Genomic DNA, 24,681 nt, shown 5'->3' on the forward strand with positions numbered 1-24,681 from the left:
TTGAGAGCGAACAAAGCAGTCAAAATCAATGCATGGACGAAACTTATCGTCGCAATCTTATTCATCGGTCTGGCAATCTATTATGTACAGAGCATAGGCGGGGAAGAAAGGCGAGTTAATACCGTTTATATTGAAGCCTGGCGCGATCCGGCGAACGTAAAGCTGTCGGAGAAGGGCGTCGATATTGCGTTTGTCGCCTTTGCGAAGATTGCAGGCACGGACTTGTTCTTTCATGAGGATGAGGCGGCGAACGAGCAGATCAAAAACAATATCAAGCAGATGAAAGAAAACAATCCGAAGACCAAGTTTGTCCTGGCGGTTGGCGGCTACAGTGTGGATGGCTTCTCCGACGCTTCTATGGACGGGACGCGTTACTTGTTCACAGAAAGCATTATCGAGCTGGTGAAGGAGCTGGATCTTGACGGCGTCGATATTGACTGGGAGTTTCCGGCCCATGACGGCTGGGGCACAGTGAAGGCCAGCCCCAAGGATACGGTCAACTTCACGAGCCTGATGAGGGAGCTGCGCGAGAAGCTGAATCTGCTTCCGCATAAAGGGGACAAGCGCTATATCTTGACGTTCGCCGCCGGCTCGCAAGACTGGTATTTTGAGAAGGTGGAGCTGAAGGAAGTAGAGAAGTACGTCGACTACATTAATGTCATGAGCTATGATTTGACCGGTCGCTGGTCGGACAAGACCGGCTTTAACGCCAATCTGTATATGGACAGCCAAGGAAAGTCTCCGCTTAGCATCGACCAGATTATCGCGAGCTACTTGAAGCATGGCGTGGACAGCAAGAAGCTTCTGCTTGGCATACCGGCCTATTCGTATGGTTGGTCGGGTGTGAATGATGAGGGAGACGGCCTCTTCCAGACGGGCGAACCGATTGATATCGTAGAGACGAATCTGAATTACCAAACGATCATGAAGGATTATTTGAACAAAAACGGCTTTAAACGCTACTTCGATGAAAAAGCGAAGGCTGCTTATCTGTATAACGGTGATATCTTCATCAGCTATGAGGATCTGGAAGCCGTGGATGCGAAAATTAAATACATTAAGAAAAAGAATTTGGCCGGAGCCATGGTATGGGAATATGCTCAGGACGCGGAGGACGGCATTATTCAATATTTGACGGACAATCTGAACGAAGATTGATCTTATCCTACTACAAGGCAAGGGACAGCTGGTCGTATTTTTCAGCATTTGTCGGACATGATCTACCCATACGCCTCTCTTAATCTCGCATATGATGAAGTAAGCATGATAGAGAGGAGGATCTACATGTCCGCAAAAACAGAAATTAGCGGTTTGAGGAACGGCAGAGGGGTTGCCGGTGTGTCTACTGGACGCCGCAGACATCACAGGAAGCATCATCGCAGACATGATGATTTTGCAGTGGAAGGGATTCAAGACTTGGGCGGCGAGCTGAGCAGATCGTTCGCCAAGCTTCGGAGGCGCTGCAAGGCGCGCAAGCTCGTAGCTGCGATTCGCCGTTGCGACCGCAGAGCGATTAATGAAATATTCGACTGGAAGTGCAGAGAAATTTGCTTCTTCCGGAAGCCTGGTTTTGATTGCGTGAAGATCAGCTGTTGTTCTAGACGAGGCTCAGCAGTGATCACGTTCGACATTTGTGTAAGAAGCTTGAATCGTTGCCATGGCGGCGGCTGCGGTTTCTATTAATTCGCGTGACTTCTCATGAATACGAGAAGCCCGGTCTGCGTTGAGGCAGACCGGGCTTTTCCCGTTTGTCAGGTGAGTTGCGCTAATTGCTTCATGATATCGATATAGTAGGAAGACTCCCGCGGCACGAATTGGTCTGCCCGGATGACGCATGTATCCGGTACAAGCCCCTGTGCATCTGCTGCAGTTTCTCCGGCCAGCTTCATGCCATGTACAGTTAGCTCGTCCGTCGTTCCCTCCCACAGCTTGATCATGTCGGCGATATCCGCCTCATAGATGCCGGCCACTTCTTCGGTCTGCAGGCGGAACTCTGACAGCGGCAGCTCGCATACGAGAGCGAATACGTCGCTTACTTCACGGTCGATAAATGTGACACCGCCAACAAGCCCTTCTGCTTCCTCGCGTATCTGTCCAAGGAGGACAAGCTGATCGAAATCGGCAAGGATGCCGAGCTCCTCTTCAAGCTCCCGGGCTGCGTCCCGGATCGTCTCACCCGCAGTCAGATGGCCAGCTGCCGTAATGTCGAAGCTGCCCGGATTCGTGTCCTTGCAGAGCTGTCTCTGCTGGAACACGACCACGGGACGGCCCTCGACCCGCCGCGTCAACCAGCAATGGAACGAGCGGTGCCAATACCCATGCTTATGGGTCTCGGAGCGGGTAGCCGTACCGATCGGATTCATCGCTTCATCGTAGATGTCGAATCTCTCCTCAGCCATTAGCGGCTGTCTCCAGCTGCGACGTGCAGTGTTTGCAGCGGGTTGCTTTCACCGGCACCTTGGACAGGCAGTAAGGGCAATCCTTCTCTGTGGGCTCCGCCTTGGCTGCATCCGGATCTTCCTTCTTGCGGCGCAAGGCATTAATGCCTTTGACCATCAGGAAGATACAGAATGCAACGATTAGAAAGTCTAGGATCGTATTAATAAATTGCCCGTATTTAATGACAGCAGGCGCGGCGGCTTGAACAGCATCGCCAGCAGCTTGAACCGCGTCCCCGGCAGGTTGCGCACCTTTGCCGAGAGTGATCTGCAAATCTCTGAAATCCACTTCACCTAGTATGTATCCAATAGGAGGCATAATAATGTCGTTTACCAGAGAGGTGACGATTTTGCCAAAAGCTCCCCCTATAATTACACCCACCGCAAGGTCCACGACATTGCCGCGCATGGCAAATTCTTTGAATTCACTGAACATCTTTACTTTCATCTTTCTTTCCTCCGTTTTCTACTCAGGTACCCTAGTAACTCTAGTATGAACCAAATCTAGCATTGCTAATCCAGAATAGCAAGACCTAACAAACGGGGCGAATGCCCTAATTCAACAAAAAACGTCAGGACATCCTCGAAAGAAAAAGGATATTTTGGTAATTTGTCGAACTCACTTAAGATGTAAGATATTCAGTAGCAGAGGAGGAGTGCTAATGAGCCACCCGATATTGTTCGGCAACCCTTACTATTTGCTGCTATCGCTTTCGATCATGTGCTTTGCCTCCTTTACGATGATGAGTATGATTGACCATATGAGACCAAAAGTGGCCCGGCAATCGATCTACTGGATGCTGGGTGCTGCGCTAGTGTTCAGTCTGGGATTGTGGACGATGCATGTTGTATCCATGATGGCCTCCGACTATATGCTGATTGTTGACTGGAGCATGATGGTGACGTTCTTCACATGCGTGGTTACGACCTTTGCAGCCCTATATATCATCTTTCGCCGGCCTGATATCTCGAGGTTATGCGAGGGTATTGCGGCTTTTATATTTGCCTGTTCATCCATGCTGCTGCATTACATGTCTATTCTTTCAAACTCCATTCAGGCTTATTCCATACATTATGCCTGGTTTGGCCTTTCCTTCGCTGTTAGCTTCGCCGGTGCGTATACCGCTATCCTCTTACTTAAGAAGAAACCTTCATCCTATAAAATGATTAATGGCATCGTGCTTGGAATCTCCAGCATGGCCATGCACCAGATCGGCATGCATGCCGTAACGGTGCAGTATCGCGATATTATGACGATGGAAAGATTCAACGAATATTTGATGCTGCTGGCCTTCATTCTCTGCATGACCACCTTTCTCATCATCAGCTTCAGCCTGACAACTTGGTTCAACATTAAGAAGTTCGCCGTTATGCATGGACGTTACAAGCTTCTCGTGGAAAATTCGATGGACACCATCGCGCTCATCAAGGACGGCAAATGGGAATATATGAATCCTTCCGGACTCGCATTGTTTGAGGCGGAGTATGAACGGGAACTGATTGGTGCCAGTGTCTACGAATTATTGGAGCCGAATCATCATGCCGATATTGCGGAATGGATGGATGCGGAGCTGCCGGCAGACGGAGCACCTGCACTCACGACTGAGCTGCGGTGGCGGACGCTGCGGGGCAAGCTCATTCATACGGAGATGGTCCGAGTTCGCGCTTCCTTCTATGGGGCTCCGGTCGAGCAAGTCATTATCCGGGATATCTCGGAGAGGAAGAAGAACGAGGAGCTGCTGATTAAAGCCGAGAAGCTATCGATTGCAGGACAATTAGCAGCCGGAATTGCCCATGAGATTCGCAATCCGCTTACCTCGCTCAAAGGCTTCATGCAGCTTCTCTCCTCGGGGCGCATTCATAACAGCCATTATTACGCCATCATGAAGTCCGATCTTATTCAAATCGAGACAATTATCAGCGAACTGCTCATGTTATCGAAGCCGCAAGTGTACGAGTATGCGCATATCGACATTCAACAGCTGCTCATGGAGGCGGTATCCAGTCTGAGAGCCCATGCCGACAGATATCGGGTCCGCTTGGATTATGGGGAAGTTCAACATCCATTATGGGTGATGGGAGTTGGAACCCAGCTGAAGCAAGTTTTTATTAATGTGATTAGAAATGCGATCGAGTCCATGCAGGACGGCGGCACGGTTCGCGTAGAGGTATGCGTTAGCGATCGGGGAATGGCCATTATCCGCATCCGCGACGAAGGGACGGGCATATCAAAGGAGCAGCTTGCGAAGATGGGACAGCCTTTCTATACGACCAAAGAAAAGGGAACCGGCTTAGGTCTTATGGTTTCCTACAAAATCATCGACAATCATGAGGGTTTTATTTCTGCTGAGAGCGAGCTTGGCATCGGCACAACTTTCACGATCCGCCTGCCTCAGCGTTGTCCGGCAGCCGGCAAGCTGGAACTGCTCAATCGTCATGCATGAGTTGCAATCTATCGCCGTTCCATGGTATATCTCTAGTATACAAACATACGTTCCTAAGTGATGGATGGTATTCCATCCTTTCGAAGAAGGAGATTAGAGATGGCGGAGCCGCTAAAGTTGATGTATGACGGTACATTTTTGGAGCAGTTCGGGACAAGGCTGAAGGAAGCTTGGCAGCTGTTCGATGTGCAGCGATTCCTGAATGAGGCCAGGAGAGAGGATTGGGCAGAGCTTGAGCTTAAGCCGCGCATTCGGAGAATTGCTGAAGCGCTCGGAGCCACATTGCCAAGCGATTATCCGGAAGCGCTTGACGTGCTTTATCGAATAGATGAGGATTGTGTGGGTTTTCCTTATTTGTACTTTCCTGATTTTGTGGAGGTATATGGCAGAAGGGAAGAGCATTGGGAACGGTCTATGGAAGCGCTGGCGAGGTTCACTCGTCGCTCAAGCGCAGAATTTGCGGTAAGGCCGTTTATTATCGAGCACCCAGAGCGGATGATCCCGCAATTGCTGGAATGGGCCGGCGATCCGGATGAGCATGTAAGGAGACTTGCGAGCGAAGGCTCGAGACCAAGACTGCCTTGGGGACAAGCGATTGAGATGTTTAAGAAAGATCCTTCCCCGATGATACCGATCTTGGAGAAGTTGAAAGCGGACTCGTCCCTGTACGTGCGCAAGAGTGTCGCCAATCATTTGAACGATATCGCTAAGGACCATCCCGAGCTCGTCTTGTCCATTGCCGAGAAGTGGCTGGGACAGCATGAATGGACGGACTGGATTGTCAGACACGCTTGCCGGACGCTGGTGAAGCGGGCCGATCCGCGAGCGATGGCTTTATTCGGTTACGCTTCCCATGACGAATCTGCTGCGTCGCTTGTGCAAGCGGCGGAATTGATGCTTTCGGAATCCGAGATATCAATCGGCGGAGAAGTGAAGCTGCATTATCGTCTTCAGTTCAAAGATAATGGATCGACGGAGCGCTTCAAGCTGCGTGTAGAATATGGAATCGCATTCGTGAAGTCTGGAGGCAAAACCTCGCTGAAGCGCTTCTTGTTATCAGACCGTGAGTTTACCCAAGGGGAGATCATCGATCACAGTCGTGTGCATCGATTTGCAGATCTGACAACGCGCAAGCATTACCCGGGGACACATGTGTTCACGTTATGGGTGAATGGGGCAGAGATTGCCCGAACAGAGCTTCTGCTTCATGATGAATAGAGAGAAGGAAGGAGCGAGGCGCATGCGCCTCGCTCCTTGTTCTTATGGATAGATGGCATGCGATCAATCTTTATCCTTATTGCTTGTCGTATGGCGTCTAGGATGCTGCATGTGCGCTTCAGGGTTGTCGTCGTCATCATGAGGCGTAAGTCTAGGATCAGTGCGCCCTGCATGATGGTTGTCGAATTCAAGCTCGACCTGTCTCCACTCCGTTGATCCGAGCATCGGATCGGCAGGGAAGACGTCGCCCCGCTCAAGCTTCTCGTCCCGTCCCCATTCATTGCGGTACACGCCATCAGCTTCTACCGGTTCGCCGGAGATCGGGTTCATTCGATGGTCTTCATGGGAGTTGCTCATATGCCTTTATCCTCCTTAGGCTGTCTTCAAAAGCTAAGCTTATAGGCCGTGCTTGGGCACAGCGGCACGGTCAGCTTCTGATTGCAGCTCGCTGGCTTGTTCTTTGCTCGTCTTATGACGATCCGCGAGCGACTGAGCCTTGCTTGCTGCTCTCTGGCGATCGGATGGATGTTTGCCTGACATGGGCTATCGCTCCTTTGCAGGAAATATGATCTGTCGTAAGGGAAGATCAGCATTAGTGTGCCACGGGAGAAAGGAAGATATGAGTTCGTTACAACAATCGGAGCTCGCAGGAAGGACAGATGACATCGCGTTCGGTTACTTCCTCGCCGCATCCAGGGCAAGGCTCGCGGTAGGAGGCTAGAGGCTTGCCTGTCTTCAGGGAGGAGGAAGCGTGAGGTTCTTCTTGCTCGTTCCTCAGATGGGCTGGTGTTCCGAAGATGGCTTCCACCATGCCGCGGATACTCTTGTAGTTGTCGGAGTCATCCGACATGACGCGTATGACGAGAAACATGGCTCCGAGCAGTCCGCACGCAAGAAGCAGCACAAGAGCTGTCGCCCCGATATTCAGCCAGGAGGCTAACGGGGCAACGGCTGAGTGAGGGTACCATAGAAATAAGCTCTTCACCTTCAGTCACCTCACCCGTTCACCTGATAACGTTTCTCCAGCGTCTTGCCTCCAAACCACATCACAAGCACAGCCGTAATGGAGACGAATATGCGCCAAGGCTCATTTACCAGGTTCGTAATGTCAAAGCTGATGAGCGAGATGACAAAGATCATAACCGCCTTGCCCATCATTGTCGCCAGCAGGAAGGAATGGAACGGCACTTTGCTAAGCCCGGAAACGACGGTAATAACAACCGATGGCGTAAATGGAAAGCAGGCAAGCAGGAACAAGGGAGTGAAGCCCTTCTTCTCTATCCAGTTGAAGAACCGTTCAGACTTTGGAAATCTTCGCATCAGCTTGTTCTTTACATTGCGACCGAGCGCACGGCAGATAAGAAAGACGCAGAGTGCGCCCCCTGTGACCCCAATCCAGGAAAAGAGAAATCCGAGTCCGAATCCATAAATGTTTACGTTAGCCGCAATAATGAGAATGAGCGGCAGGAAGGGGAGAAAAGCTTCAATAAAGGGCAGCATAATGCCCGGAATCGGACCGAACTGCGAATAACTCTCCAGCGTCTGCTGAATATGATGAAGGTCCATATTTTTCAAATCATGAATCCAGTCTTGCCAGTTGCTCATCAATTCCTAACCCCGATCTTCTTAAGTGTTAAGTAGTATAGGCCGATTAGGCCGAATAGGATGGCGCTTGTCCAGAACACAGCGGTCTCTCCGCCCCATAGAGCAATGACGCCGCCCAATATAGGACCGATCATAACGCCAACACCTTCAAAGGTGGACAATAGCCCCCACCCGACCCCCTCTTGCTTGGGTGGTACATATGTGGCCAACAAAGCGTTCCAGGTCGGCAAAATAGCCGAATAGGATAATCCAAGACCCACCGCTATAACTAAACAATACCAGAATGAAAGTCCCCATGCCAGCACATACAAACCAAAGGCAAAGGCAATAAACCCGACGACGAGGAACCATCTGTTTCCTCCAAGCCTGTCGGACAGCTTGCCCATCGGAATCAAGCCGCCGACAGCGCACAACCCGCCTACCGTCAAAAGAATGGAGTATTGCGCACCGGATAGCCCGAGCTCATGGGTGGCGAAGCCTGGCAAGATCGGGATGAGCATGCTGGCACCGGTGGTCTGCAGAATCATGCCCGGGAGCAGCTGTCTCATGCTGACCAGCTTGTCGCGAAGAGCGCGGAGCTGCGCTTTGATCGGGATATGATGATGCGCGGATGCCTTGCTTTTTTTCATAAAGAAGGAAAGCAGGGTGGCAACGACTGACAACACAACGAGCAGGGTATAGGTCAGGTTTGAGCTGTAATCAAGCAGGATATTGCAAATAATCGGTCCGCTCCCGAGGCCGAAGAGCCAGATCGTATACAGGAAGCCCATTTGCGTGGCGCGATGCTCCTCGGACACTCTGGTCAGGCATACAATCCAGATGGGGGACATACCTATGCCATAGATCGCTGCCGCGCCAATGAACATCCAGGGAAGATCGGCGAATTGGAGCGCGTAAACGCCTATAAGCGCAATAACCAAGCTAATTTGCACAATCAGACGCGGAGAAAAGCGATCGAGCAAATAACCGATCGCAATCTTGAGCAGCGTATCGGTAATGTAATGGGCGGATATCGCCAGACCGATAACGTCGGGCGACAAGCCGAGGGTACGGGCTCCGTAGATGGGAAGGAGACTGACAAGCACAGCCCCCCGGACAAATTCGACAATAAACAGAATAACGGATAAGAGACGCATATCGGTCCCCATCCAATGATTTTGGCGCATAAGTACGAATAGACTCCTTTCCGCAACCGACGTTAAAAGAAGGAAGCTTTGTCTTGCACATGAGATTTGGTTACAATATCCATTATAATCGTCTCAGCGGCAGAATGGGAGGAGCCCTTTGCTTGAAGGCTCCGAATGCGGAGACGGCTGTTTATGAGCTTGACCGGATCGTTCACCAACTGAAGCACCTGGCGAACCAGTTCATAGCTGTCCCGCGCGATGAATGCTGCACCCTTGGACTGCAGATACAGTGCGTTCTGCTTCTCTTGTCCGGGTACGGGGCGATAGAGGAAGGCTGGCAATTCGGCGGCAATGGCTTCAGCTAAGGTAAGACCGCCTGGTTTGGTGATGAGCCCGTCCGCGAGCGCCATTAATTCATGGATACGGTCCGTGTAACCGAATGCCACGAGTCGGTGAGCCGAAGGATGGAAGCGGAAGCGCTCCTCCAGCCTATCCTTGAGCTGGCGGTTATGACCGCATACAACGGCTATTTGCGCATGCGGGTCATGCAGAAGAAGTTCGCATATGTCATCAATGTTTGGCATGACGCCTTGGGCGCCAGCCATAATAAGTACGGTAGGTCGACCGAATTGGAGTCCGTACCGACTGTATAGCTCATGCGATCGTTCAATAGACCGGAATTCTTTCTTCAGCGGCAATCCGCTCACATGAATTGAGTTAGGACGAATGCCAAGCTGCTGGAGCTCCCGGCCCAGATCCTTGGTGGCGACGTAATAGCGATCTATGCTGGGATGTACCCAGCGGCGATGCAAGTCAAAGTCGGTAATGACCGCATAAGAGGGAATGGATAAAGCAAGCTTCCTCATGCTTTGAATGGCATAGAAGGGGAAGGTGTAGATGACAGCATCAGGCTTCTCCGCCAGCAGTAATTGTTTCACCTTATGACGCCCGAAGGAATGCAGCCAACTGCCCAGCAGGGAGTTATGCTTCATCGGTTTCGTAATGCCGTACATCCAGCCGTAGAGAAAGGGCAAATGCGTATAGCTTTTGTGATAGAAGCGCTTGGTCATCTCATTCAGCCATGGATGCGATTCCGCCATCAGATCGTACATGACCACCTGGCGGTACCCGGAATCAAGATAGGCATCACGAAGAGCTTTTGCTGCTTGGATATGTCCTTCGCCGTACGAGGCGTAGACAATGAGTAATTTTAATTGCCGGTTATGGGAATGTATCAGTATGACGCACCTCCTACAGCTTAGTCTAAGGATGGTTTGTAACACGAATGTGAACGACATGTGGATCCTTTATATTATTTTTGTAGATTTATTGTAATATCCGTCTCAATTAAAAATGAAAAGGAGCAGCGGACATGAAATATACGTATCTTGGAAATTCCGGATTGAGGGTAAGCAGGCTTTGTCTAGGCACCATGAATTTTGGCGTGGATACGGACGAGAAGGATGCTTTCCGCATTATGGATGCGGCGCTAGATGCCGGCATTAACTTTTTTGATACGGCGAATATTTATGGCTGGGGGATGAACGCCGGGCGTACGGAGGAAATTATCGGACGATGGTTCAAGGGAGGAAGCGGGAGAAGGGAACGCACCGTTCTGGCTACTAAAGTGTATGGCGATATGCATGACACATATGACGGACCTAATCGGGAGCAGGGATTGTCCGCCTACAAAATCCGCAGGCACCTGGAAGGATCGCTTCGACGGTTGCAGACAGACCATATCGAGCTGTATCAAATGCATCATGTAGATCGCAAAGTGAATTGGACAGAGCTATGGGGGGCTTTTGGAACCGCTCAGGCACAAGGGAAAATCGGGTATGTCGGCTCCAGCAACTTTGCCGGTTGGGATATTGCGGTAGCGCAGGGAGAAGCTAAGGCGAGAGGGATACCGGGTCTTGTCTCCGAGCAGCACAAATACAATCTGTTGTGCCGTCTGCCTGAGCTCGAGGTGCTACCGGCATCGCAGGCTTTGGGATTAGGTATCATTCCGTGGAGCCCGCTCGATGGAGGGTTACTCGCGGGAAATCAGCGCCGCAAGCAGGGCGGCGGCAGAAGGAGCGGGGATGAGAAGCGGCTGGTTAAGCATCAGCATCAATTGGAGGACTATGGCAAGCTATGTGATGAGCTTGGCGAGCCGGAGGATGTTGTGTCGCTTGCATGGCTGCTGGCCAATCCAGCTGTCACCGCTCCGATCATTGGCGTGCGCACCAGCGAGCAATTCGAACGTTCCCTTCGGGCAGTGGAAGTGGAGCTGAGCGAGGAGACGTTGAAGCGGATCGATGAAATATTCCCTGGCCCTGGCGGAGATGCACCGAGCGCGTATGCCTGGTAACCGATATCGTGCATGAACAGAGAACAGCCCGAGAGAATACTCTCGGGCTGTTGTACTGCAGCTGGCACAAAGGATCAAATAAGCAGATTGAACAGTACAGGATCCTTATTCAATTCAACAAATTGGAAGCCTTTCTTATGCATGCGTTCGACGAGCGGCTCATAGTCCTCGCGGTGCTTAAGCTCCAGTCCGACTAATGCGGGACCGTTGTCCTTATTCGACTTCTTCGTATATTCGAAGCGGGTAATATCGTCGTTCGGGCCCAGTACCTGATCAAGAAATTCACGAAGCGCTCCTGCTCTTTGGGGGAAGCTGACCATGAAATAATGCTTGTACCCTTCATAGATTAAGGAGCGTTCCTTAATCTCTTGCATGCGGTCTACATCATTATTGCCGCCGCTGACGACACAGATGATCGTCTTGCCGGCAATTTGTTCCCGGTACGCATCCAGAGCCGCAATCGGCAGGGCTCCTGCAGGCTCGGCAACGATGGCGTTTTCGTTATACAGATCAAGAAGCGTCGTACATACTTTGCCTTCCGGTACGGTGATGACATCGTCCAGTAGCTCTTGGCAGATGGAGAACGTCAAGTCGCCGATGCGCTTGACTGCAGCTCCGTCTACGAACTTGTCTATCTTATCAAGCGGCACAACTTCACCCGCATCGAGAGAGGCGCGGAGCGACGGGGCTCCTTCAGGCTCGACCCCTATAATTTGAGTTTGCGGAGCGACGATCTTGATATAAGAGGCTACACCGGCGGCGAGCCCGCCACCTCCGACTGTGACGAAGATATAATCGGGTGCAGTCTCCGCCTTCTCCATTAGCTCTTGACCGACTGTACCGTTGCCGGCAATAATTTTCCGGTCATCGAATGGATGGATGAAGGCGAGTCCGCTGCGCTGACTCTCCGCGATTGCTTCTGCATAAGCATCATCGAACGTATCGCCGGTCAGAACGACTTCGACCATGTCACCGCCGAAGAAAGACACTTGCTTCACCTTTTGTCTCGGCGTTGTGCTCGGCATGTAGATTTTGCCCGGTATGCCTAGCGTCTGGCAGGAGTAGGCTACGCCTTGGGCGTGGTTGCCGGCGCTTGCGCATACGACGCCTTTCACTGTCTCCTCGGGGGAGAGGGAGCGCATCAGATGGTAGGCACCTCTTATTTTGAACGAACGAACGACTTGCAGATCTTCGCGTTTGAGCCAGACCTGACAATTGTAGCGTTCCGATAGGACTCGATTAAATTGAAGCGGGGTGCGGGAGATGACATCTTTCAGATGCATTTGAGCCTGTACGATTTCTTCCAGTCTTATATGGTTATGGGATAAGGGATGACTACTCATTGAGAACCTTCCTTCCGTCATTCACTGTACGTCTTGGATAATTAGTGGATTCATTATACCATTATGTCAGGAAGAATGAAGGACTGGCTTCAAAATATCTAATTCGATAGAATAGGAGCTGGACGAGGAGGTAGGGAATGGGGAAATTTATAAAAAGATTGTTTATCACCTTAATTGTTTTGTTGCTGATCGCAGGAGGTGCGGCTTGGTGGTTTTTATCTTATATTGCCCCGGACAAGCCTCTTAATTTGAATTATAATGCCATAGATGTCCGGCAGAAAGCTGTAGATATGGTAAAGCGACTTAAGCCGGAGCTGGTGCTGAGCGAAGCCGAAGTGAACGATTTGATCAAGAAGCATATAGATCGTGATGTAGCTGAGGATGTCAGATTGGACGGCGCGCAATTCGAGCTGGATGGTGACCGGTTGATTGCAGATTTGAACATCACTTACAGAGACAGGATTCCGGCTCAAATCCGTGCCGAATATCGCTTGGAGTGGCAAAATCCCAATCTGGCATTGAGACCTCAATCATTATCGATGAAAGGAATTCAGTTGCCGCTTCGGATGTTGGAGACGATAGTCGTTCCGCTTGATTTGCCGACGGGAGATATGGTCTCTGTTAGTGAAGTGAAGTTTGAGGAGAAACAGGTTAAAGTCTTGTTTAATATTAAGCTGCCGTTCTAACAGCATGAAGAAATCCCTTCCGATCGAAATCGGAAGGGATTTTTTTATATCAGAAGGGAGGGGATTAGGCGATTTGATGAATGGACCATACGATGCCTTCGTTGGATGTGCCGCCAAGCGACAATCCGATCGTCAAGCCGTTGGCTACATAGACCAGACCAATTGTATCGCCAGCGTTAAGGGCGACATCGCCAGCAAGCGTTACTGCGCCGCTGCCCAGGATTGTTCTTAAGCTTAGCAGAAGAGCGATATTGACGTTCAGAATAGGGAAGTCGGCAATAATTAGATCCGTTGTACCGGGAGACGTACGTCTAACACGGAAGGAAGGGAAGATGCCAGCTCCTAAAGCAATGGATATGACGGCTGTTGTCGTATAGTTTATTGTAGCTTTAATGGAGTATCTGCCGGTGGTTGGTACAGTGAAAGTGCCTGTAGTTGCATTAAAAGCGGCATTGCCGTAATAGGGACTTGTAACGGTCCAGTTGGCCAGTTGGGTATCGGATGACACCGTCGTGTTGTTGATCCTGCCGGAGAATCCGTTGGTAGCAAAGTTCGGACCTGTGGGTCCCGTTGGCCCTGTAGCCCCTGTATTGCCGGTAGCTCCAGTAGCTCCAGTATCACCCGTGGCGCCAGTTGCGCCTGTATTGCCAGTAGCTCCGGTTGCACCGGTGTTACCTGTAGCGCCGGTCGCGCCTGTATTGCCAGTGGCCCCGGTCGCACCTGTGTTGCCGGTCGCACCTGTAACACCCTCTGGTCCGCTTGGCCCTGTCGGTCCAGTAGCACCGGCAGCTCCAGTAGCGCCGTCCACGCCAGTTGGCCCCGTCGGCCCTGTTGGTCCAGTAGCGCCGTCCGCACCAGTAGGCCCTGTGGGTCCGATTGCTCCAGTAGCGCCGTCGGCGCCAGTCGGCCCTGTGGCTCCATCCGCGCCAGTCGGCCCCGTCGGTCCGGTCGGACCAGTAGCGCCGTCGGCGCCAGTTGGCCCTGTGGTTCCGGTTGGTCCGGTAGCGCCGTCCGCGCCAGTTGGTCCTGTGATTCCGGTTGGTCCGGTAGCTCCGGTGGCTCCATCAACGCCAGTTGGCCCCGTCGGACCGGTAGCTCCAGTAGCACCATCCGCGCCAGTTGGCCCCGTCGGCCCGGTTGGTCCAGTAGCACCATCAGCGCCAGTTGGCCCCGTCGGCCCGGTTGGTCCGGTAGCGCCGTCCGCGCCAGTTGGCCCCGTCGGCCCGGTTGGTCCGGTAGCGCCGTCCGCGCCAGTTGGCCCTGTGGGTCCGGTTGGTCCAGTAGCGCCATCCGCACCAGTTGGTCCCGTCGGTCCAGTGGCACCGTCCACACCAGTTGGCCCTGTGGTTCCGGTTGGTCCAATAGCGCCGTCCGCACCAGTTGGCCCTGTTGGCCCTCTAGCTCCGGTGGCGCCATCCGCACCAGTTGGCCCAGTTGGCCCGGTAGCTCCAGTGGCGCCATCCGCACCAGTTGGCCCTGTCGGCCCGGTGGCTCCAGTGGCGCCGTCCGCGCCAGTTGGCCCTGTCGGTCCGATAGCTCCAGTGGCTCCAGTGGCTCCATCGGCACCAGTTGGCCCTGTCGGACCGGTTGGTCCGGTATTGCCGTCTGCGCCAGTTGGTCCCGTCGCACCGGTAGCTCCAGTAGCGCCATCTGCACCGGTTGGCCCTGTGGGTCCAGTGGCTCCATCGGGACCAGTTGGCCCTGTCGGACCTGTTGGTCCAGTGACGCCTTCTTCGCCAGTTGGCCCTGTGGTTCCGGTTGGTCCGGTAGCGCCGTCCGCGCCAGTTGGCCCTGTGGTTCCGGTTGGTCCAGTAGCGCCGTCTGCACCTGTTGGCCCTGTGGTTCCGGTTGGTCCAGTAGCGCCGTCTGCACCAGTTGACCCTGTGGTTCCGGTTGGTCCAGTAGCACCGTCCGCACCAGTTGGTCCTGTCTGACCGGTTGGTCCGGTAGTACCGTCTGCGCCAGTTGCTCCCGTCGGGCCGGTAGCTCCAGTAGCGCCATCCGCGCCGGTTGGCCCTGTAGCTCCTGTGGCTCCATCGGCACCAGTTTGGCCCGTGGTTCCGGTTGGTCCAGTAGCGCCATCAACGCCAGTTGGTCCCGTCGGACCGGTACTTCCAGTAGCGCCGTCTGCGCCAGTTGGCCCTGTTGGACCGGTAGCCCCAGTGGCACCGTCCGCACCAGTTGGTCCTGTCGATCCGGTAGCTCCAGTAGCGCCGTCCATACCAGTTGGCCCAGTGGGTCCGGTCGCTCCGTTGGCTCCATCGGCGCCGGTTGGCCCTGTTGGTCCAGTGGCGCCGTCTGCACCAGTTGGCCCTGTGGGGCCGGTTAGTCCAGTAGCACCGTCCGCACCAGTTGGTCCTGTCGATCCGGTAGCTCCAGTAGCGCCGTCCGCGCCGGTTGGCCCTGTTGGACCGGTAGCCCCAGTGGCGCCGTCCGCACCAGTTGGTCCTGTCGATCCGGTAGCTCCAGTAGCGCCGTCTGCACCAGTTGGCCCCGTCGGTCCGGTTGGTCCAGTGGCGCCGTCTGTACCAGTTGGCCCTGTGGTTCCGGTTGGTCCAGTAGCGCCGTCCGCACCAGTTGGCCCCGTCGGACCTGTTGATCCAGTAGAGCCATCCGCGCCGGTTGGCCCTGTCGGACCAGTTGGTCCAGTGACGCCGTCTTCGCCAGTTGGCCCCGTCGGACCGGTTGGTCCAGTGGCGCCGTCTGCACCAGTTGGCCCTGTGGGGCCGGTGGCTCCAGTAGCGCCATCAACGCCAGTTAGCCCTGTTGGACCGGTAGCTCCGGTGGCACCGTCCGCACCAGTTGGTCCTGTGGTTCCGGTTGGTCCAGTAGCGCCGTCCGCACCTGTCAATCCGTTGGCTCCAGTGGCTCCAGTAGCGCCGTCCATACCAGTTGGCCCAGTGGGTCCGGTCGCTCCGTTGGCTCCATCGGCGCCGGTTGGCCCTGTCGGACCAGTTGGTCCAGTGACGCCGTCTTCGCCAGTTGGCCCCGTCGGACCGGTTGGTCCAGTGCCGCCGTCTGCACCAGTTGGTCCTGTCGTTCCAGTGGCTCCATCGGCACCAGTTGTCCCTGTCGGACCTGTTGGTCCAGTAGCGCCGTCCGTACCAGTTGGCCCTGTTGGACCGGTAGCTCCGGTTGGTCCAGTAACGCCATCCACACCAGTTGGCCCTGTCGGTCCGTTAGCTCCAGTAGCGCCGTCCGCGCCAGTTGGTCCCGTCGGTCCAGTGGCACCGTCCGCACCAGTTGACCCAGTGGTTCCGGTTGGTCCAGTAGCGCCGTCCGTACCAGTTGGCCCTATCAGTCCGGTGGCTCCAGTAGCGCCATCTGCACCAGTTGGCCCCGTCGGACCTGTTGATCCAGTAGAGCCATCCGCGCCGGTTGGCCCTGTAGCTCCTGTAGCTCCTGTGGCTCCATCGGCACCAGTTTGGCCCGTGGTTCCGGTTGGTCCAGTAGCGCCGTCTGCACCAGTTGGCCCTGTGGTTCCGGTTGGTCCAGTAGCGCCATCCGCACCAGTTGGTCCCGTCGGTCCAGTGGCACCGTCCACACCAGTTGGCCCTGTGGTTCCGGTTGGTCCAATAGCGCCGTCCGCACCAGTTGGCCCTGTTGGACCGGTAGCCCCAGTGGCGCCGTCCACACCAGTTGGCCCTGTCGGTCCGGTAGCTCCAGTAGCGCCGTCCTCGCCAGTTGGCCCAGTGGTTCCGGTTGGTCCAGTAGCACCGTCCGCACCAGTTGGTCCCGTCGGCCCTGTAGCTCCAGTAACGCCATCCGCGCCGGTTGGCCCTGTAGCTCCTGTGGCTCCATCGGCACCAGTTTGGCCCGTGCTTCCGGTTGGTCCAGTAGCACCGTCCGCACCAGTTGGTCCTGTCGATCCGGTAGCTCCAGTAGCGCCATCCGCACCAGTTGGCCCTGTTGGCCCGGTAGTTCCTGTGGCGCCATCCGCACCAGTTGGCCCTGTCGGCCCGGTAGCTCCAGTGGCGCCGTCTGTACCAGTTGGCCCTGTGGTTCCGGTTGGTCCAGTAGCGCCGTCTGCACCAGTTGGCCCTGTGGTTCCGGTTGGTCCAGTAGCACCGTCCACACCAGTTGGTCCTGTCGGACCGGTTGGTCCGGTAGTGCCGTCCGCGCCAGTTGGTCCCGTCGGACCGGTACTTCCAGTAGCGCCGTCTGCACCAGTTGGCCCTGTGGTTCCGGTTGGTCCAGTAGCACCGTCCGCACCAGTTGGTCCTGTCTGACCGGTTGGTCCGGTAGTGCCGTTCGCGCCAGTTGGTCCCGTCGGACCGGTACTTCCAGTAGCGCCGTCTGCACCAGTTGGCCCTGTGGGGCCGGTGGCTCCAGTAGCGCCATCAACGCCAGTTAGCCCTGTTGGACCGGTAGCTCCGGTGGCACCGTCCGCACCAGTTGGTCCTGTGGTTCCGGTTGGTCCAGTAGCACCGTCCACACCAGTTTGCCCCGTCGGTCCGGTTGGTCCAGTGGCACCGTCCGCACCAGTTGGTCCTGTCGATCCGGTAGCTCCAGTAGCACCGTCCGCGCCAGTTGGCCCTGTTGAACCGGTAGCACCGGTGGTCCCGTCTGCGCCTGTAGCTCCAGTGGCTCCATCGGTACCAGTTGACCCCGTCGGTCCAGTAGCTCCGCTTGCACCAGTAACGCCAGTCGGACCGGTTGGTCCAGTGGGGCCTGGATTTTCGATCTCTAAGCGAACAATTGCCGACCCTTCCGAAACCTCAATTTGAATTGTGTCAGATTCAAAAATAACTTGTTCTCTATAACCGACTTGTGCTGCACCTACAGGGCCAATCACATAGAAAAGTGGATCTACATCAATTGTTCCTGTTGGTCCAGCAGCGCCTGTTGCACCAGTAACACCTTTTTTTCCTCGTTTACCTCTGCTTCCCGTTTCACCTCTTGGTCCAGTGGGTCCGGTTGGACCTTCGATACAACATTTTGGTATTTTCTTTTTTGCTGTGCATGGAATGTTTCTTCGGAGTGTCTTTTTCTTTTTCGAAAGTTTTTTGCATGTACTTTTGGGAAAGCGGGTATGTGATACATTATCTGAGTTATCGTTCATGATCCTCCCCGTCCTTCGTTATATTCGCCTATGTATCATATGAACGTGTAAGAGAAATTGGGAAAGAATTCTACAAGGAAATGAAGCAGGGGAGGGGATTTTGGCAGGGAAATGAATGGCTAGGCAAGACAAAGACCCTCAATAATAGAGGGTCTTGAAGGTAACTGTAATATGCGATTTGATGAATAGACCAAACGATTCCCTCGTTAGTGGTTCCTCCTAAGATAGACCAATTGTCAGTCCGTTAGATACATAGACTAGACCCACAGTGTCATTTGCGTTAAAGAAAACATCGCCTGCTATTGTAACTGCTCCACTTCCTAAAATAGTCCTCAAACTTAACAACAACGCAATATTGACATTTAAAATAGGGAAGTCCGCTACAATGAGATCTGTTGTGCCAGGTGATGTGCGTCTAACTCGGAAAGAGGGGAAGATACCTGCTCCTAATGCTATTGATATAACAGCTGCAGTTGTGTGATTAATAGTTGCTTTTATGGAGTACCTTCCGCTAATTCGCTTCTAAATTACTATAATAAATTAAGTCAATTAGAAAAAATAGCTGGATTGTGCTGAAGGAGGGGAGGGGACAGGTCTTGCAATTTTTCTGTCTGATTAAATGGGACCGCAATATTATTGATCAAAAATGATAAGTTCGGTAAAGAAGGTTGCTTTGAGAGAAAAGGATGTCTTATTTCATATACACAAAAGGCCCTTGGTCTCTCTATTAGAGGACCAAGGGCCATCAAGTTTAGTGATTATTGAACTGGCAGAGCTAAAAATAGATTATGCAAGTTGGTTAATGGACCAGTAGACGCCGCTGCCTGCTCCTCCTAAATCCAGTGCAAGAGTTAATCCATCGGAGACATAGAACAATCCAACAGTTTCTCCGGCTGTAAGTTCGACTTCGCCAGCCAAAGTAACTGTGCCATTACCAAGTACAGCGCGTAATGTCAGGACCAAGACGACGTTGACGTTCAGTACAGGGAAAAGACCTGTAATAAGATCTGTTGCGTCAGTAATTCTGCGTACGACAAAGGCTGGGTCAATACCGGGTCCTAAGTTAATTGTAATGGCGGCTGTTGTTGTATAACCAATTGTCGCAGTAATTAGATATCTGCCAGTTGTAGGAACAGTGTATACTCCAGTTACTGGGTTGAAGCTAGGGTCAGCAAAATAAGGGTCAGTAACAGTCCAGTTAACAATTTGTTGCGAAGCGGCAACACCAGCGGCTGTAGTTAAAGCAGAGAATCCTTCTGAAGTTACCGTAGGTCCGGTTGCTCCTGTAGCACCCGTCGCACCATCGGCCCCCGTAGGTCCAGTCGGGCCAGTAGCGCCATCCGCGCCAGTAGCCCCGTCAGCCCCCGTAGGTCCAGTCGGGCCAGTCGCACCATCCGCGCCAGTAGCCCCGTCAGCCCCCGTAGGTCCAGTCGGGCCAGTAGCACCATCCGCGCCTGTAGCTCCGTCAGCCCCCGTAGGTCCAGTTGGTCCGGTTGCTCCATCCGCGCCAGTAGCCCCGTCAGCACCTGTAGCACCCGTCGCCCCGTCAGCACCCGTAGGTCCAGTTGGTCCGGTTGCGCCATCCGCGCCAGTAGCCCCGTCAGCACCCGTAGGTCCAGTCGCGCCATCTGCGCCAGTAGCACCCGTCGCCCCGTCAGCACCCGTAGGTCCAGTCGGTCCGGTTGCGCCATCTGCGCCAGTAGCACCTGTAGCCCCGTCAGCACCTGTAGGTCCAGTCGCGCCATCTGCGCCAGTAGCACCCGTCGCCCCGTCAGCACCCGTAGGTCCAGTCGGTCCGGTTGTGCCATCTGCGCCAGTAGCACCTGTAGCCCCGTCAGCACCTGTAGGTCCAGTCGCGCCATCTGCGCCAGTAGCACCCGTCGCCCCGTCAGCACCCGTAGGTCCAGTTGGTCCGGTTGCACCATCTGCGCCAGTAGCACCTGTAGCCCCGTCAGCACCTGTAGGTCCAGTCGCGCCATCTGCGCCAGTAGCACCTGTAGCCCCATCAGCACCTGTAGGTCCAGTCGCGCCATCTGCGCCAGTAGCACCTGTGGCCCCGTCAGCACCTGTAGGTCCAGTCGGTCCAGTCGCGCCATCCGCGCCAGTCGCACCTGTAGCCCCGTCAGCACCCGTAGGCCCTGTCGGTCCAGTGGCACCAGTCGTACCATCCGCGCCCGTTGCACCATCCGCACCTGTAGGTCCGGTCGCGCCAGTCGCACCGTCCACGCCCGTTGCACCTGTAGGTCCGGTCGCGCCAGTCGCACCATCCACGCCCGTTGCACCTGTAGGACCGGTCGCGCCAGTCGCACCATCTACGCCCGTTGCACCTGTAGGTCCGGTAGCGCCAGTCGCACCATCCACGCCAGTTGCACCTGTAGGTCCGGTAGCGCCAGTCGCACCATCCACGCCAGTTGCACCTGTAGGTCCGGTCGCGCCAGTCGCGCCATCCGCACCTGTAGGTCCAGTCGCACCAGTTGATCCAGTACCGCCTGTAGGTCCTGTCGGTCCGGTCGCGCCGGTTGATCCGCTAGTTCCAGTCGCTCCCGTAGCGCCAGTCGCGCCCGTTGCACCAGTTGCTCCGGAACCAGTGGCACCTGTAGCACCTGTAGCACCAGTTGCGCCAGTCACACCAGTCGCACCAGTCTCACCTGTAGCACCTGTAGCGCCCGTTGCACCAGTTGCTCCGGAACCAGTGGCACCGGTCGCACCCGTAGCGCCAGTCGCACCAGTATCACCTGTAGCGCCAGTCGCTCCAGTTGTTCCGGAACCAGTGGCACCTGTAGCGCCCGTTGCGCCAGTCACACCGGTCTCACCTGTAGCCCCTGTAGCGCCAGTCGCGCCAGTCGCGCCAGTTGCTCCGGAACCAGTGGCACCTGTAGCGCCCGTTGCGCCAGTCACACCGGTCTCACCTGTAGCCCCTGTAGCCCCTGTAGCGCCAGTCGCGCCAGTTGCTCCGGAACCAGTGGCACCTGTAGCGCCCGTTGCGCCAGTCACACCAGTCTCACCTGTAGCACCTGTAGCGCCCGTTGCACCAGTTGCTCCGGAACCAGTGGCACCTGTAGCGCCAGTCACACCTGTAGTACCTGTAGCGCCCGTTGCGCCGGTTGCGCCGGTTGCTCCAGAACCAGTGGCCCCGGTCGCACCAGTTGCGCCAGTCGTACCAGTTTCACCTGTAGCCCCTGTAGCGCCAGTGGCACCAGTTGCTCCGGAACCAGTGGCCCCGGTCGATCCAGTGGCGCCAGTGGCGCCAGTCTCACCTGTAGCCCCTGTAGCGCCAGTGGCCCCAGTTGCTCCGGAACCAGTGGCCCCGGTCGATCCAGTTGCACCAGTGGCCCCCGTCTCACCTGTAGCCCCCGTAGCGCCCGTTTCACCGGTTGCGCCGGTAGCACCTGTTGGTCCTGTAATGCCAGTGCTGCCGGTCGGTACTTCCAGACGAACAATTGCGGAACCTTCCGAAACGACAATGTCAAGCGTATCGGATTCAAAAATCAGATCCTCACCAAAGCCAACTGTAGCTGAACCAATTGGTCCGATGACATTGAATAGCCCGTCACCAACATTGAAAGATCCCGTCGGTCCAGTCGGCCCCGTCGGTCCGGGACGTCCGCGTTTGCCTCTATCACCATCTTTTCCTCTGTCACCGTCTTTGCCTCTCTTACCGTCTTTGCCTCTTTTACCGCGCTTTCCTCTAGGTCCTTCAGGTCCAACCGGTCCTTCAGGTCCTTCAGGTCCTGGAGGTCCTGGAGGCCCTCTGTGTCCTCTTGGTCTGTGGGTAAAGGTTTCTTTGTTACAGTCATCGTTTTTCCATCTCTTCTTTTTCTTCTTCTTGCAATGAGAAGAATCACCAGAATGAATGGAAATCGTGCTGTTTGAGCGACGCTTGATTATCTTGATAGATTTCTTTTTGCTAGATGGATAATCCAGTTAAAACACCTCCTTGTATTCTTCCTTATATTACGAAGGGAAAATAGATTCTGTATGTGCGTTCATTTAGGTATTTTCCCTTTTATTAGAAAATGTGTGTATGCACATAAGAGAGCGGATTGCTTTAAAGACCGATAAAACAGGAGAAGAAGCCAAGTTCTAGGCTAGGCTTCTACGAGTAATGACTATTCAATCGTTAGTCCCGCGCTACCGTATCCGACAACCGCATTAATGAGGTTAAAACCAGATGCAACTGCAGAATATACGAGCAGCAATCGTGTTTCTGTCGATACAGGAATACTAAGACCCGTAAGTGCAGCATTGCTAAATGTTCCAATATTAACTACACCGCTTAAAGGAGGAAAGAGACTGACAAGTGTTCCCGCAATAGGGTTGAAAATATTATCGGGGGTAGTGGAGCTATATAATTGAACTTGGATCGTTATATCTGTTCCCGGAATGTTGAGACCTGCTGTTGTACTGAAATAAGCTGCAATCGCTGTAATTGTACCGTTGCGTGGCATGGAGAAGGCGTAGTTTATGTCGACACCACCAGGTCCTGTCAAGTCGATTGCACCACCAAGTATGGTTGGTGTCGGGGCACTGGTACCGAAACCAAGGAGTCCACCAGTCCCTGCAAGTCCGCCAGCAATAGTTGTTAAAGCAAGTGCCAAACCGGATGCATAAGGGATAATTGCTCCACCTCCCGTGCCTGTTGCGCCTGTTGGACCAGTGGCTCCTGTTGCCCCGTCGGCCCCCGTAGCGCCGTCCGCGCCCGTCGGCCCAGTAGGTCCTGTTGCCCCGTCGGCCCCCGTAGCGCCGTCCGCGCCCGTCGGCCCAGTAGGTCCGGTTGCCCCGTCGGCCCCCGTAGCGCCGTCCGCGCCCGTCGGCCCAGTAGGTCCGGTTGCCCCGTCGGCCCCCGTAGCGCCGTCTGCGCCCGTCGGTCCAGTAGGTCCCGTTGCCCCGTCGGCCCCCGTCGGCCCAGCAGGCCCAGTTGCACCATCGGTACCCGTCGGCCCAGTAGGCCCAGTTGCACCATCGGCCCCTGTAGCGCCGTCCGCGCCCGTCGGCCCAGTAGGCCCCGTTGCACCATCGGCCCCTGTAGCGCCGTCCGCGCCCGTCGGCCCAGTAGGCCCCGTTGCACCATCGGCCCCTGTAGCGCCGTCCGCGCCCGTCGGCCCAGTAGGTCCGGTTGCACCATCGGCCCCCGTAGCGCCATCCGCGCCCGTCGGCCCAGTAGGCCCCGTTGTACCATCGGCCCCCGTAGCGCCGTCCGCGCCCGTCGGCCCAGTAGGTCCGGTTGCCCCATCGGCCCCCGTAGCGCCGTCAGCCCCCGTCGGTCCAGTAGGTCCGGTTGCACCGTCGGCCCCTGTAGCGCCGTCCGCGCCCGTCGGCCCAGTAGGTCCGGCTGCACCATCAACGCCAGTGGCTCCGGTTGCCCCTGTCGGTCCGGTAGGTCCAGTCGCGCCATCGTTGCCAGTAGTACCAGTTGGCCCGGTAGGTCCAGTTGATCCTGTTACGCCAGTCGCACCTGTCACACCTGTGGAACCCGTTGCACCTGTAGTTCCAGTTGCTCCGGTAGAACCGGTAGCGCCAGTTGTGCCAGAAGATCCCGTAGGTCCGGTTGGTCCGGTCGCGCCATCGTCGCCAGTAGTACCAGTTGGCCCGGTAGGTCCAGTTGAACCTGTTACGCCAGTCGCACCTGTCACACCTGTGGAACCCGTTGCACCTGTAGTTCCAGTTGCTCCGGTAGAACCGGTAGCGCCAGTTGTGCCAGAAGATCCCGTAGGTCCAGTCGCGCCATCGTCGCCAGTAGTACCAGTTGGCCCAGTCGGTCCAGTTGAACCTGTTACGCCAGTCGCACCTGTCACACCTGTGGAACCCGTTGCACCTGTAGTTCCAGTTGCTCCGGTAGAACCTGTAGCGCCAGTTGTGCCAGAAGATCCCGTAGGTCCGGTTGGTCCGGTCGCGCCATCGTCGCCAGTAGTACCAGTTGGCCCAGTCGGTCCAGTTGATCCTGTTATGCCAGTCGCGCCTGTCACACCTGTGGAACCCGTTGCACCTGTAGTTCCAGTTGCTCCGGTAGAACCTGTAGCGCCAGTTGCGCCAGTAGCGCCAGTAGAGCCAGTAGAGCCAGTAGAGCCAGTAGAGCCAGTAGAGCCAGTATAACCTGTAGAACCTGTCGCCCCCGTTGGCCCTGTAGCTCCTACTTGTCCCTTATGACCGCATTTATCACATTTTTCTCTTTTACATCGATGGTCTTCCGGTCCTCTTGGTCCAGTACAGCACTCACACTTTTCTTTTTTACATGATTTGTGTTTCTTTTTGTGTTTGCAGCTTTTTTTCGAATGTTTGGAAAGGATAATCAGTTCTTGATCTTGGCCAGATCTTTTTTTAATAATCCGCAACTTTTTGTGCTCATCATTTTTTTTCAGTGATAACACCTCCTTGTAATTCATCTATTCTATGTAAAAGTAATAG

General features: G+C 54.8%; 19 protein-coding genes. 6 read left to right on the forward strand and 13 right to left on the reverse strand.

Translation table 11 applies throughout. The annotated features are described in order from the left end of the window. Together AC0YNW_RS08350 and AC0YNW_RS08355 are read left to right on the forward strand one after the other, a co-directional pair. Positions 1 to 1,158: a glycoside hydrolase family 18 protein gene (locus AC0YNW_RS08350; protein ID WP_475831546.1), complete on the forward strand. Its 1,158-nt coding sequence runs from the start codon at positions 1 to 3 to the stop codon at positions 1,156 to 1,158. A gap of 126 nt (positions 1,159 to 1,284) precedes the next feature. Continuing rightward, positions 1,285 to 1,683, forward strand: a complete 399-nt coding sequence (locus tag AC0YNW_RS08355; RefSeq protein WP_475831547.1) for a hypothetical protein — start codon at positions 1,285 to 1,287, stop codon at positions 1,681 to 1,683. A gap of 68 nt (positions 1,684 to 1,751) precedes the next feature. Here the strand turns inward: AC0YNW_RS08355 and AC0YNW_RS08360 are convergent, their stop codons facing one another. Both AC0YNW_RS08360 and mscL read right to left on the reverse strand, forming a co-directional pair. Next, positions 1,752 to 2,399: an NUDIX hydrolase gene (locus AC0YNW_RS08360; RefSeq protein WP_475831548.1), complete on the reverse strand. Its 648-nt coding sequence runs from the start codon at positions 2,397 to 2,399 to the stop codon at positions 1,752 to 1,754. Then, positions 2,392 to 2,886: a large-conductance mechanosensitive channel protein MscL gene (mscL, locus tag AC0YNW_RS08365; RefSeq protein ID WP_475831549.1), complete on the reverse strand. Its 495-nt coding sequence runs from the start codon at positions 2,884 to 2,886 to the stop codon at positions 2,392 to 2,394. The genes AC0YNW_RS08360 and mscL overlap by 8 nt, the downstream gene beginning before the upstream one ends. A gap of 214 nt (positions 2,887 to 3,100) precedes the next feature. Between mscL and AC0YNW_RS08370 the strand changes: the two genes are divergently transcribed. Both AC0YNW_RS08370 and AC0YNW_RS08375 read left to right on the forward strand, forming a co-directional pair. Continuing rightward, positions 3,101 to 4,882, forward strand: a complete 1,782-nt coding sequence (locus tag AC0YNW_RS08370; RefSeq protein WP_475831550.1) for an ATP-binding protein — start codon at positions 3,101 to 3,103, stop codon at positions 4,880 to 4,882. 99 nt (positions 4,883 to 4,981) lie between these two features. Next, entirely contained in the window at positions 4,982 to 6,100 is a 1,119-nt protein-coding gene (locus AC0YNW_RS08375) for a DNA alkylation repair protein (protein WP_475831551.1), read from the forward strand. A 63-nt stretch (positions 6,101 to 6,163) separates the two neighbouring features. On the opposite strand, the gene AC0YNW_RS08380 is transcribed toward AC0YNW_RS08375, so the two are convergent. The 6 genes from AC0YNW_RS08380 to AC0YNW_RS08405 all read right to left on the reverse strand — a co-directional run bounded on the left by AC0YNW_RS08380 (position 6,164) and on the right by AC0YNW_RS08405 (position 10,130). After that, the gene (locus AC0YNW_RS08380; protein WP_475831552.1) at positions 6,164 to 6,457 is read right to left on the reverse strand and encodes a transposase; all 294 of its coding nucleotides are present in this window, start codon (positions 6,455 to 6,457) and stop codon (positions 6,164 to 6,166) included. A gap of 39 nt (positions 6,458 to 6,496) precedes the next feature. Further along, positions 6,497 to 6,640, reverse strand: a complete 144-nt coding sequence (locus AC0YNW_RS08385; RefSeq protein ID WP_387478373.1) for a hypothetical protein — start codon at positions 6,638 to 6,640, stop codon at positions 6,497 to 6,499. Positions 6,641 to 6,728: 88 nt separating this feature from the next. After that, entirely contained in the window at positions 6,729 to 7,085 is a 357-nt protein-coding gene (locus AC0YNW_RS08390; protein ID WP_475831553.1) for a zinc ribbon domain-containing protein, read from the reverse strand. A gap of 11 nt (positions 7,086 to 7,096) precedes the next feature. Continuing rightward, positions 7,097 to 7,705 carry a TVP38/TMEM64 family protein gene (locus tag AC0YNW_RS08395; RefSeq protein WP_387478377.1) on the reverse strand — a complete coding sequence of 203 codons (609 nt, stop codon included), beginning with the start codon at positions 7,703 to 7,705 and terminating at the stop codon, positions 7,097 to 7,099. Then, positions 7,705 to 8,871 (reverse strand): MFS transporter, encoded by a 1,167-nt coding sequence (locus AC0YNW_RS08400; RefSeq protein WP_475831554.1) that lies wholly within the window; start codon positions 8,869 to 8,871, stop codon positions 7,705 to 7,707. Before AC0YNW_RS08400 ends, AC0YNW_RS08395 begins: the two co-directional genes overlap by 1 nt. A gap of 32 nt (positions 8,872 to 8,903) precedes the next feature. Beyond that, entirely contained in the window at positions 8,904 to 10,130 is a 1,227-nt protein-coding gene (locus AC0YNW_RS08405) for an MGDG synthase family glycosyltransferase (protein ID WP_475831555.1), read from the reverse strand. A gap of 74 nt (positions 10,131 to 10,204) precedes the next feature. Between AC0YNW_RS08405 and AC0YNW_RS08410 the strand changes: the two genes are divergently transcribed. Then, the gene (locus AC0YNW_RS08410; protein ID WP_475831556.1) at positions 10,205 to 11,185 is read left to right on the forward strand and encodes an aldo/keto reductase; all 981 of its coding nucleotides are present in this window, start codon (positions 10,205 to 10,207) and stop codon (positions 11,183 to 11,185) included. Positions 11,186 to 11,259: 74 nt separating this feature from the next. On the opposite strand, the gene ilvA is transcribed toward AC0YNW_RS08410, so the two are convergent. After that, on the reverse strand, positions 11,260 to 12,528 hold the full coding sequence (gene ilvA / locus AC0YNW_RS08415) for a threonine ammonia-lyase IlvA (RefSeq protein WP_475831557.1): 1,269 nt from the start codon (positions 12,526 to 12,528) through the stop codon (positions 11,260 to 11,262). A 137-nt stretch (positions 12,529 to 12,665) separates the two neighbouring features. On the opposite strand from ilvA, the gene AC0YNW_RS08420 reads away from it, so the two are divergent. Next, on the forward strand, positions 12,666 to 13,214 hold the full coding sequence (locus AC0YNW_RS08420; RefSeq protein ID WP_475831558.1) for a hypothetical protein: 549 nt from the start codon (positions 12,666 to 12,668) through the stop codon (positions 13,212 to 13,214). Between the two features lie 64 nt (positions 13,215 to 13,278). On the opposite strand, the gene AC0YNW_RS08425 is transcribed toward AC0YNW_RS08420, so the two are convergent. The 4 genes from AC0YNW_RS08425 to AC0YNW_RS08440 form a co-directional block, all read right to left on the reverse strand. Beyond that, a complete protein-coding gene (locus tag AC0YNW_RS08425; RefSeq protein WP_475831559.1) occupies positions 13,279 to 18,009 on the reverse strand; it encodes a beta strand repeat-containing protein in 4,731 nt (1,576 codons plus the stop codon). A gap of 1,053 nt (positions 18,010 to 19,062) precedes the next feature. After that, positions 19,063 to 21,810 carry a collagen-like protein gene (locus AC0YNW_RS08430; RefSeq protein ID WP_475832186.1) on the reverse strand — a complete coding sequence of 916 codons (2,748 nt, stop codon included), beginning with the start codon at positions 21,808 to 21,810 and terminating at the stop codon, positions 19,063 to 19,065. Beyond that, the gene (locus AC0YNW_RS08435) at positions 21,765 to 22,073 is read right to left on the reverse strand and encodes a hypothetical protein (RefSeq protein ID WP_387470490.1); all 309 of its coding nucleotides are present in this window, start codon (positions 22,071 to 22,073) and stop codon (positions 21,765 to 21,767) included. Before AC0YNW_RS08435 ends, AC0YNW_RS08430 begins: the two co-directional genes overlap by 46 nt. Before the next feature lie 312 nt (positions 22,074 to 22,385). Then, positions 22,386 to 24,608, reverse strand: coding sequence for an exosporium glycoprotein BclB-related protein (locus AC0YNW_RS08440; RefSeq protein ID WP_475831560.1), 2,223 nt, complete (start codon positions 24,606 to 24,608; stop codon positions 22,386 to 22,388). Between the last annotated feature and the right edge of the window lie 73 nt (positions 24,609 to 24,681).

The sequence above is a fragment of the Paenibacillus sp. J31R120 genome (assembly GCF_056269225.1).

Excerpts from the sequence above, each read along its gene's own strand:
- AC0YNW_RS08375 (WP_475831551.1), top strand. The coding sequence starts at position 4,982 with ATGGCGGAGCCGCTAAAGTTGATGTATGACGGTACATTTTTGGAGCAG.
- AC0YNW_RS08405 (WP_475831555.1), bottom strand. The coding sequence starts at position 10,130 with ATGTCGTTCACATTCGTGTTACAAACCATCCTTAGACTAAGCTGTAGG.
- mscL (WP_475831549.1), bottom strand. The coding sequence starts at position 2,886 with ATGAAAGTAAAGATGTTCAGTGAATTCAAAGAATTTGCCATGCGCGGC.
- AC0YNW_RS08355 (WP_475831547.1), top strand. The coding sequence starts at position 1,285 with ATGTCCGCAAAAACAGAAATTAGCGGTTTGAGGAACGGCAGAGGGGTT.
- AC0YNW_RS08435 (WP_387470490.1), bottom strand. The coding sequence starts at position 22,073 with ATGACTGTAACAAAGAAACCTTTACCCACAGACCAAGAGGACACAGAG.
- AC0YNW_RS08370 (WP_475831550.1), top strand. The coding sequence starts at position 3,101 with ATGAGCCACCCGATATTGTTCGGCAACCCTTACTATTTGCTGCTATCG.
- AC0YNW_RS08410 (WP_475831556.1), top strand. The coding sequence starts at position 10,205 with ATGAAATATACGTATCTTGGAAATTCCGGATTGAGGGTAAGCAGGCTT.
- AC0YNW_RS08360 (WP_475831548.1), bottom strand. The coding sequence starts at position 2,399 with ATGGCTGAGGAGAGATTCGACATCTACGATGAAGCGATGAATCCGATC.
- AC0YNW_RS08395 (WP_387478377.1), bottom strand. The coding sequence starts at position 7,705 with ATGAGCAACTGGCAAGACTGGATTCATGATTTGAAAAATATGGACCTT.
- AC0YNW_RS08400 (WP_475831554.1), bottom strand. The coding sequence starts at position 8,871 with ATGCGCCAAAATCATTGGATGGGGACCGATATGCGTCTCTTATCCGTT.
- AC0YNW_RS08380 (WP_475831552.1), bottom strand. The coding sequence starts at position 6,457 with ATGAGCAACTCCCATGAAGACCATCGAATGAACCCGATCTCCGGCGAA.
- ilvA (WP_475831557.1), bottom strand. The coding sequence starts at position 12,528 with ATGAGTAGTCATCCCTTATCCCATAACCATATAAGACTGGAAGAAATC.
- AC0YNW_RS08420 (WP_475831558.1), top strand. The coding sequence starts at position 12,666 with ATGGGGAAATTTATAAAAAGATTGTTTATCACCTTAATTGTTTTGTTG.
- AC0YNW_RS08385 (WP_387478373.1), bottom strand. The coding sequence starts at position 6,640 with ATGTCAGGCAAACATCCATCCGATCGCCAGAGAGCAGCAAGCAAGGCT.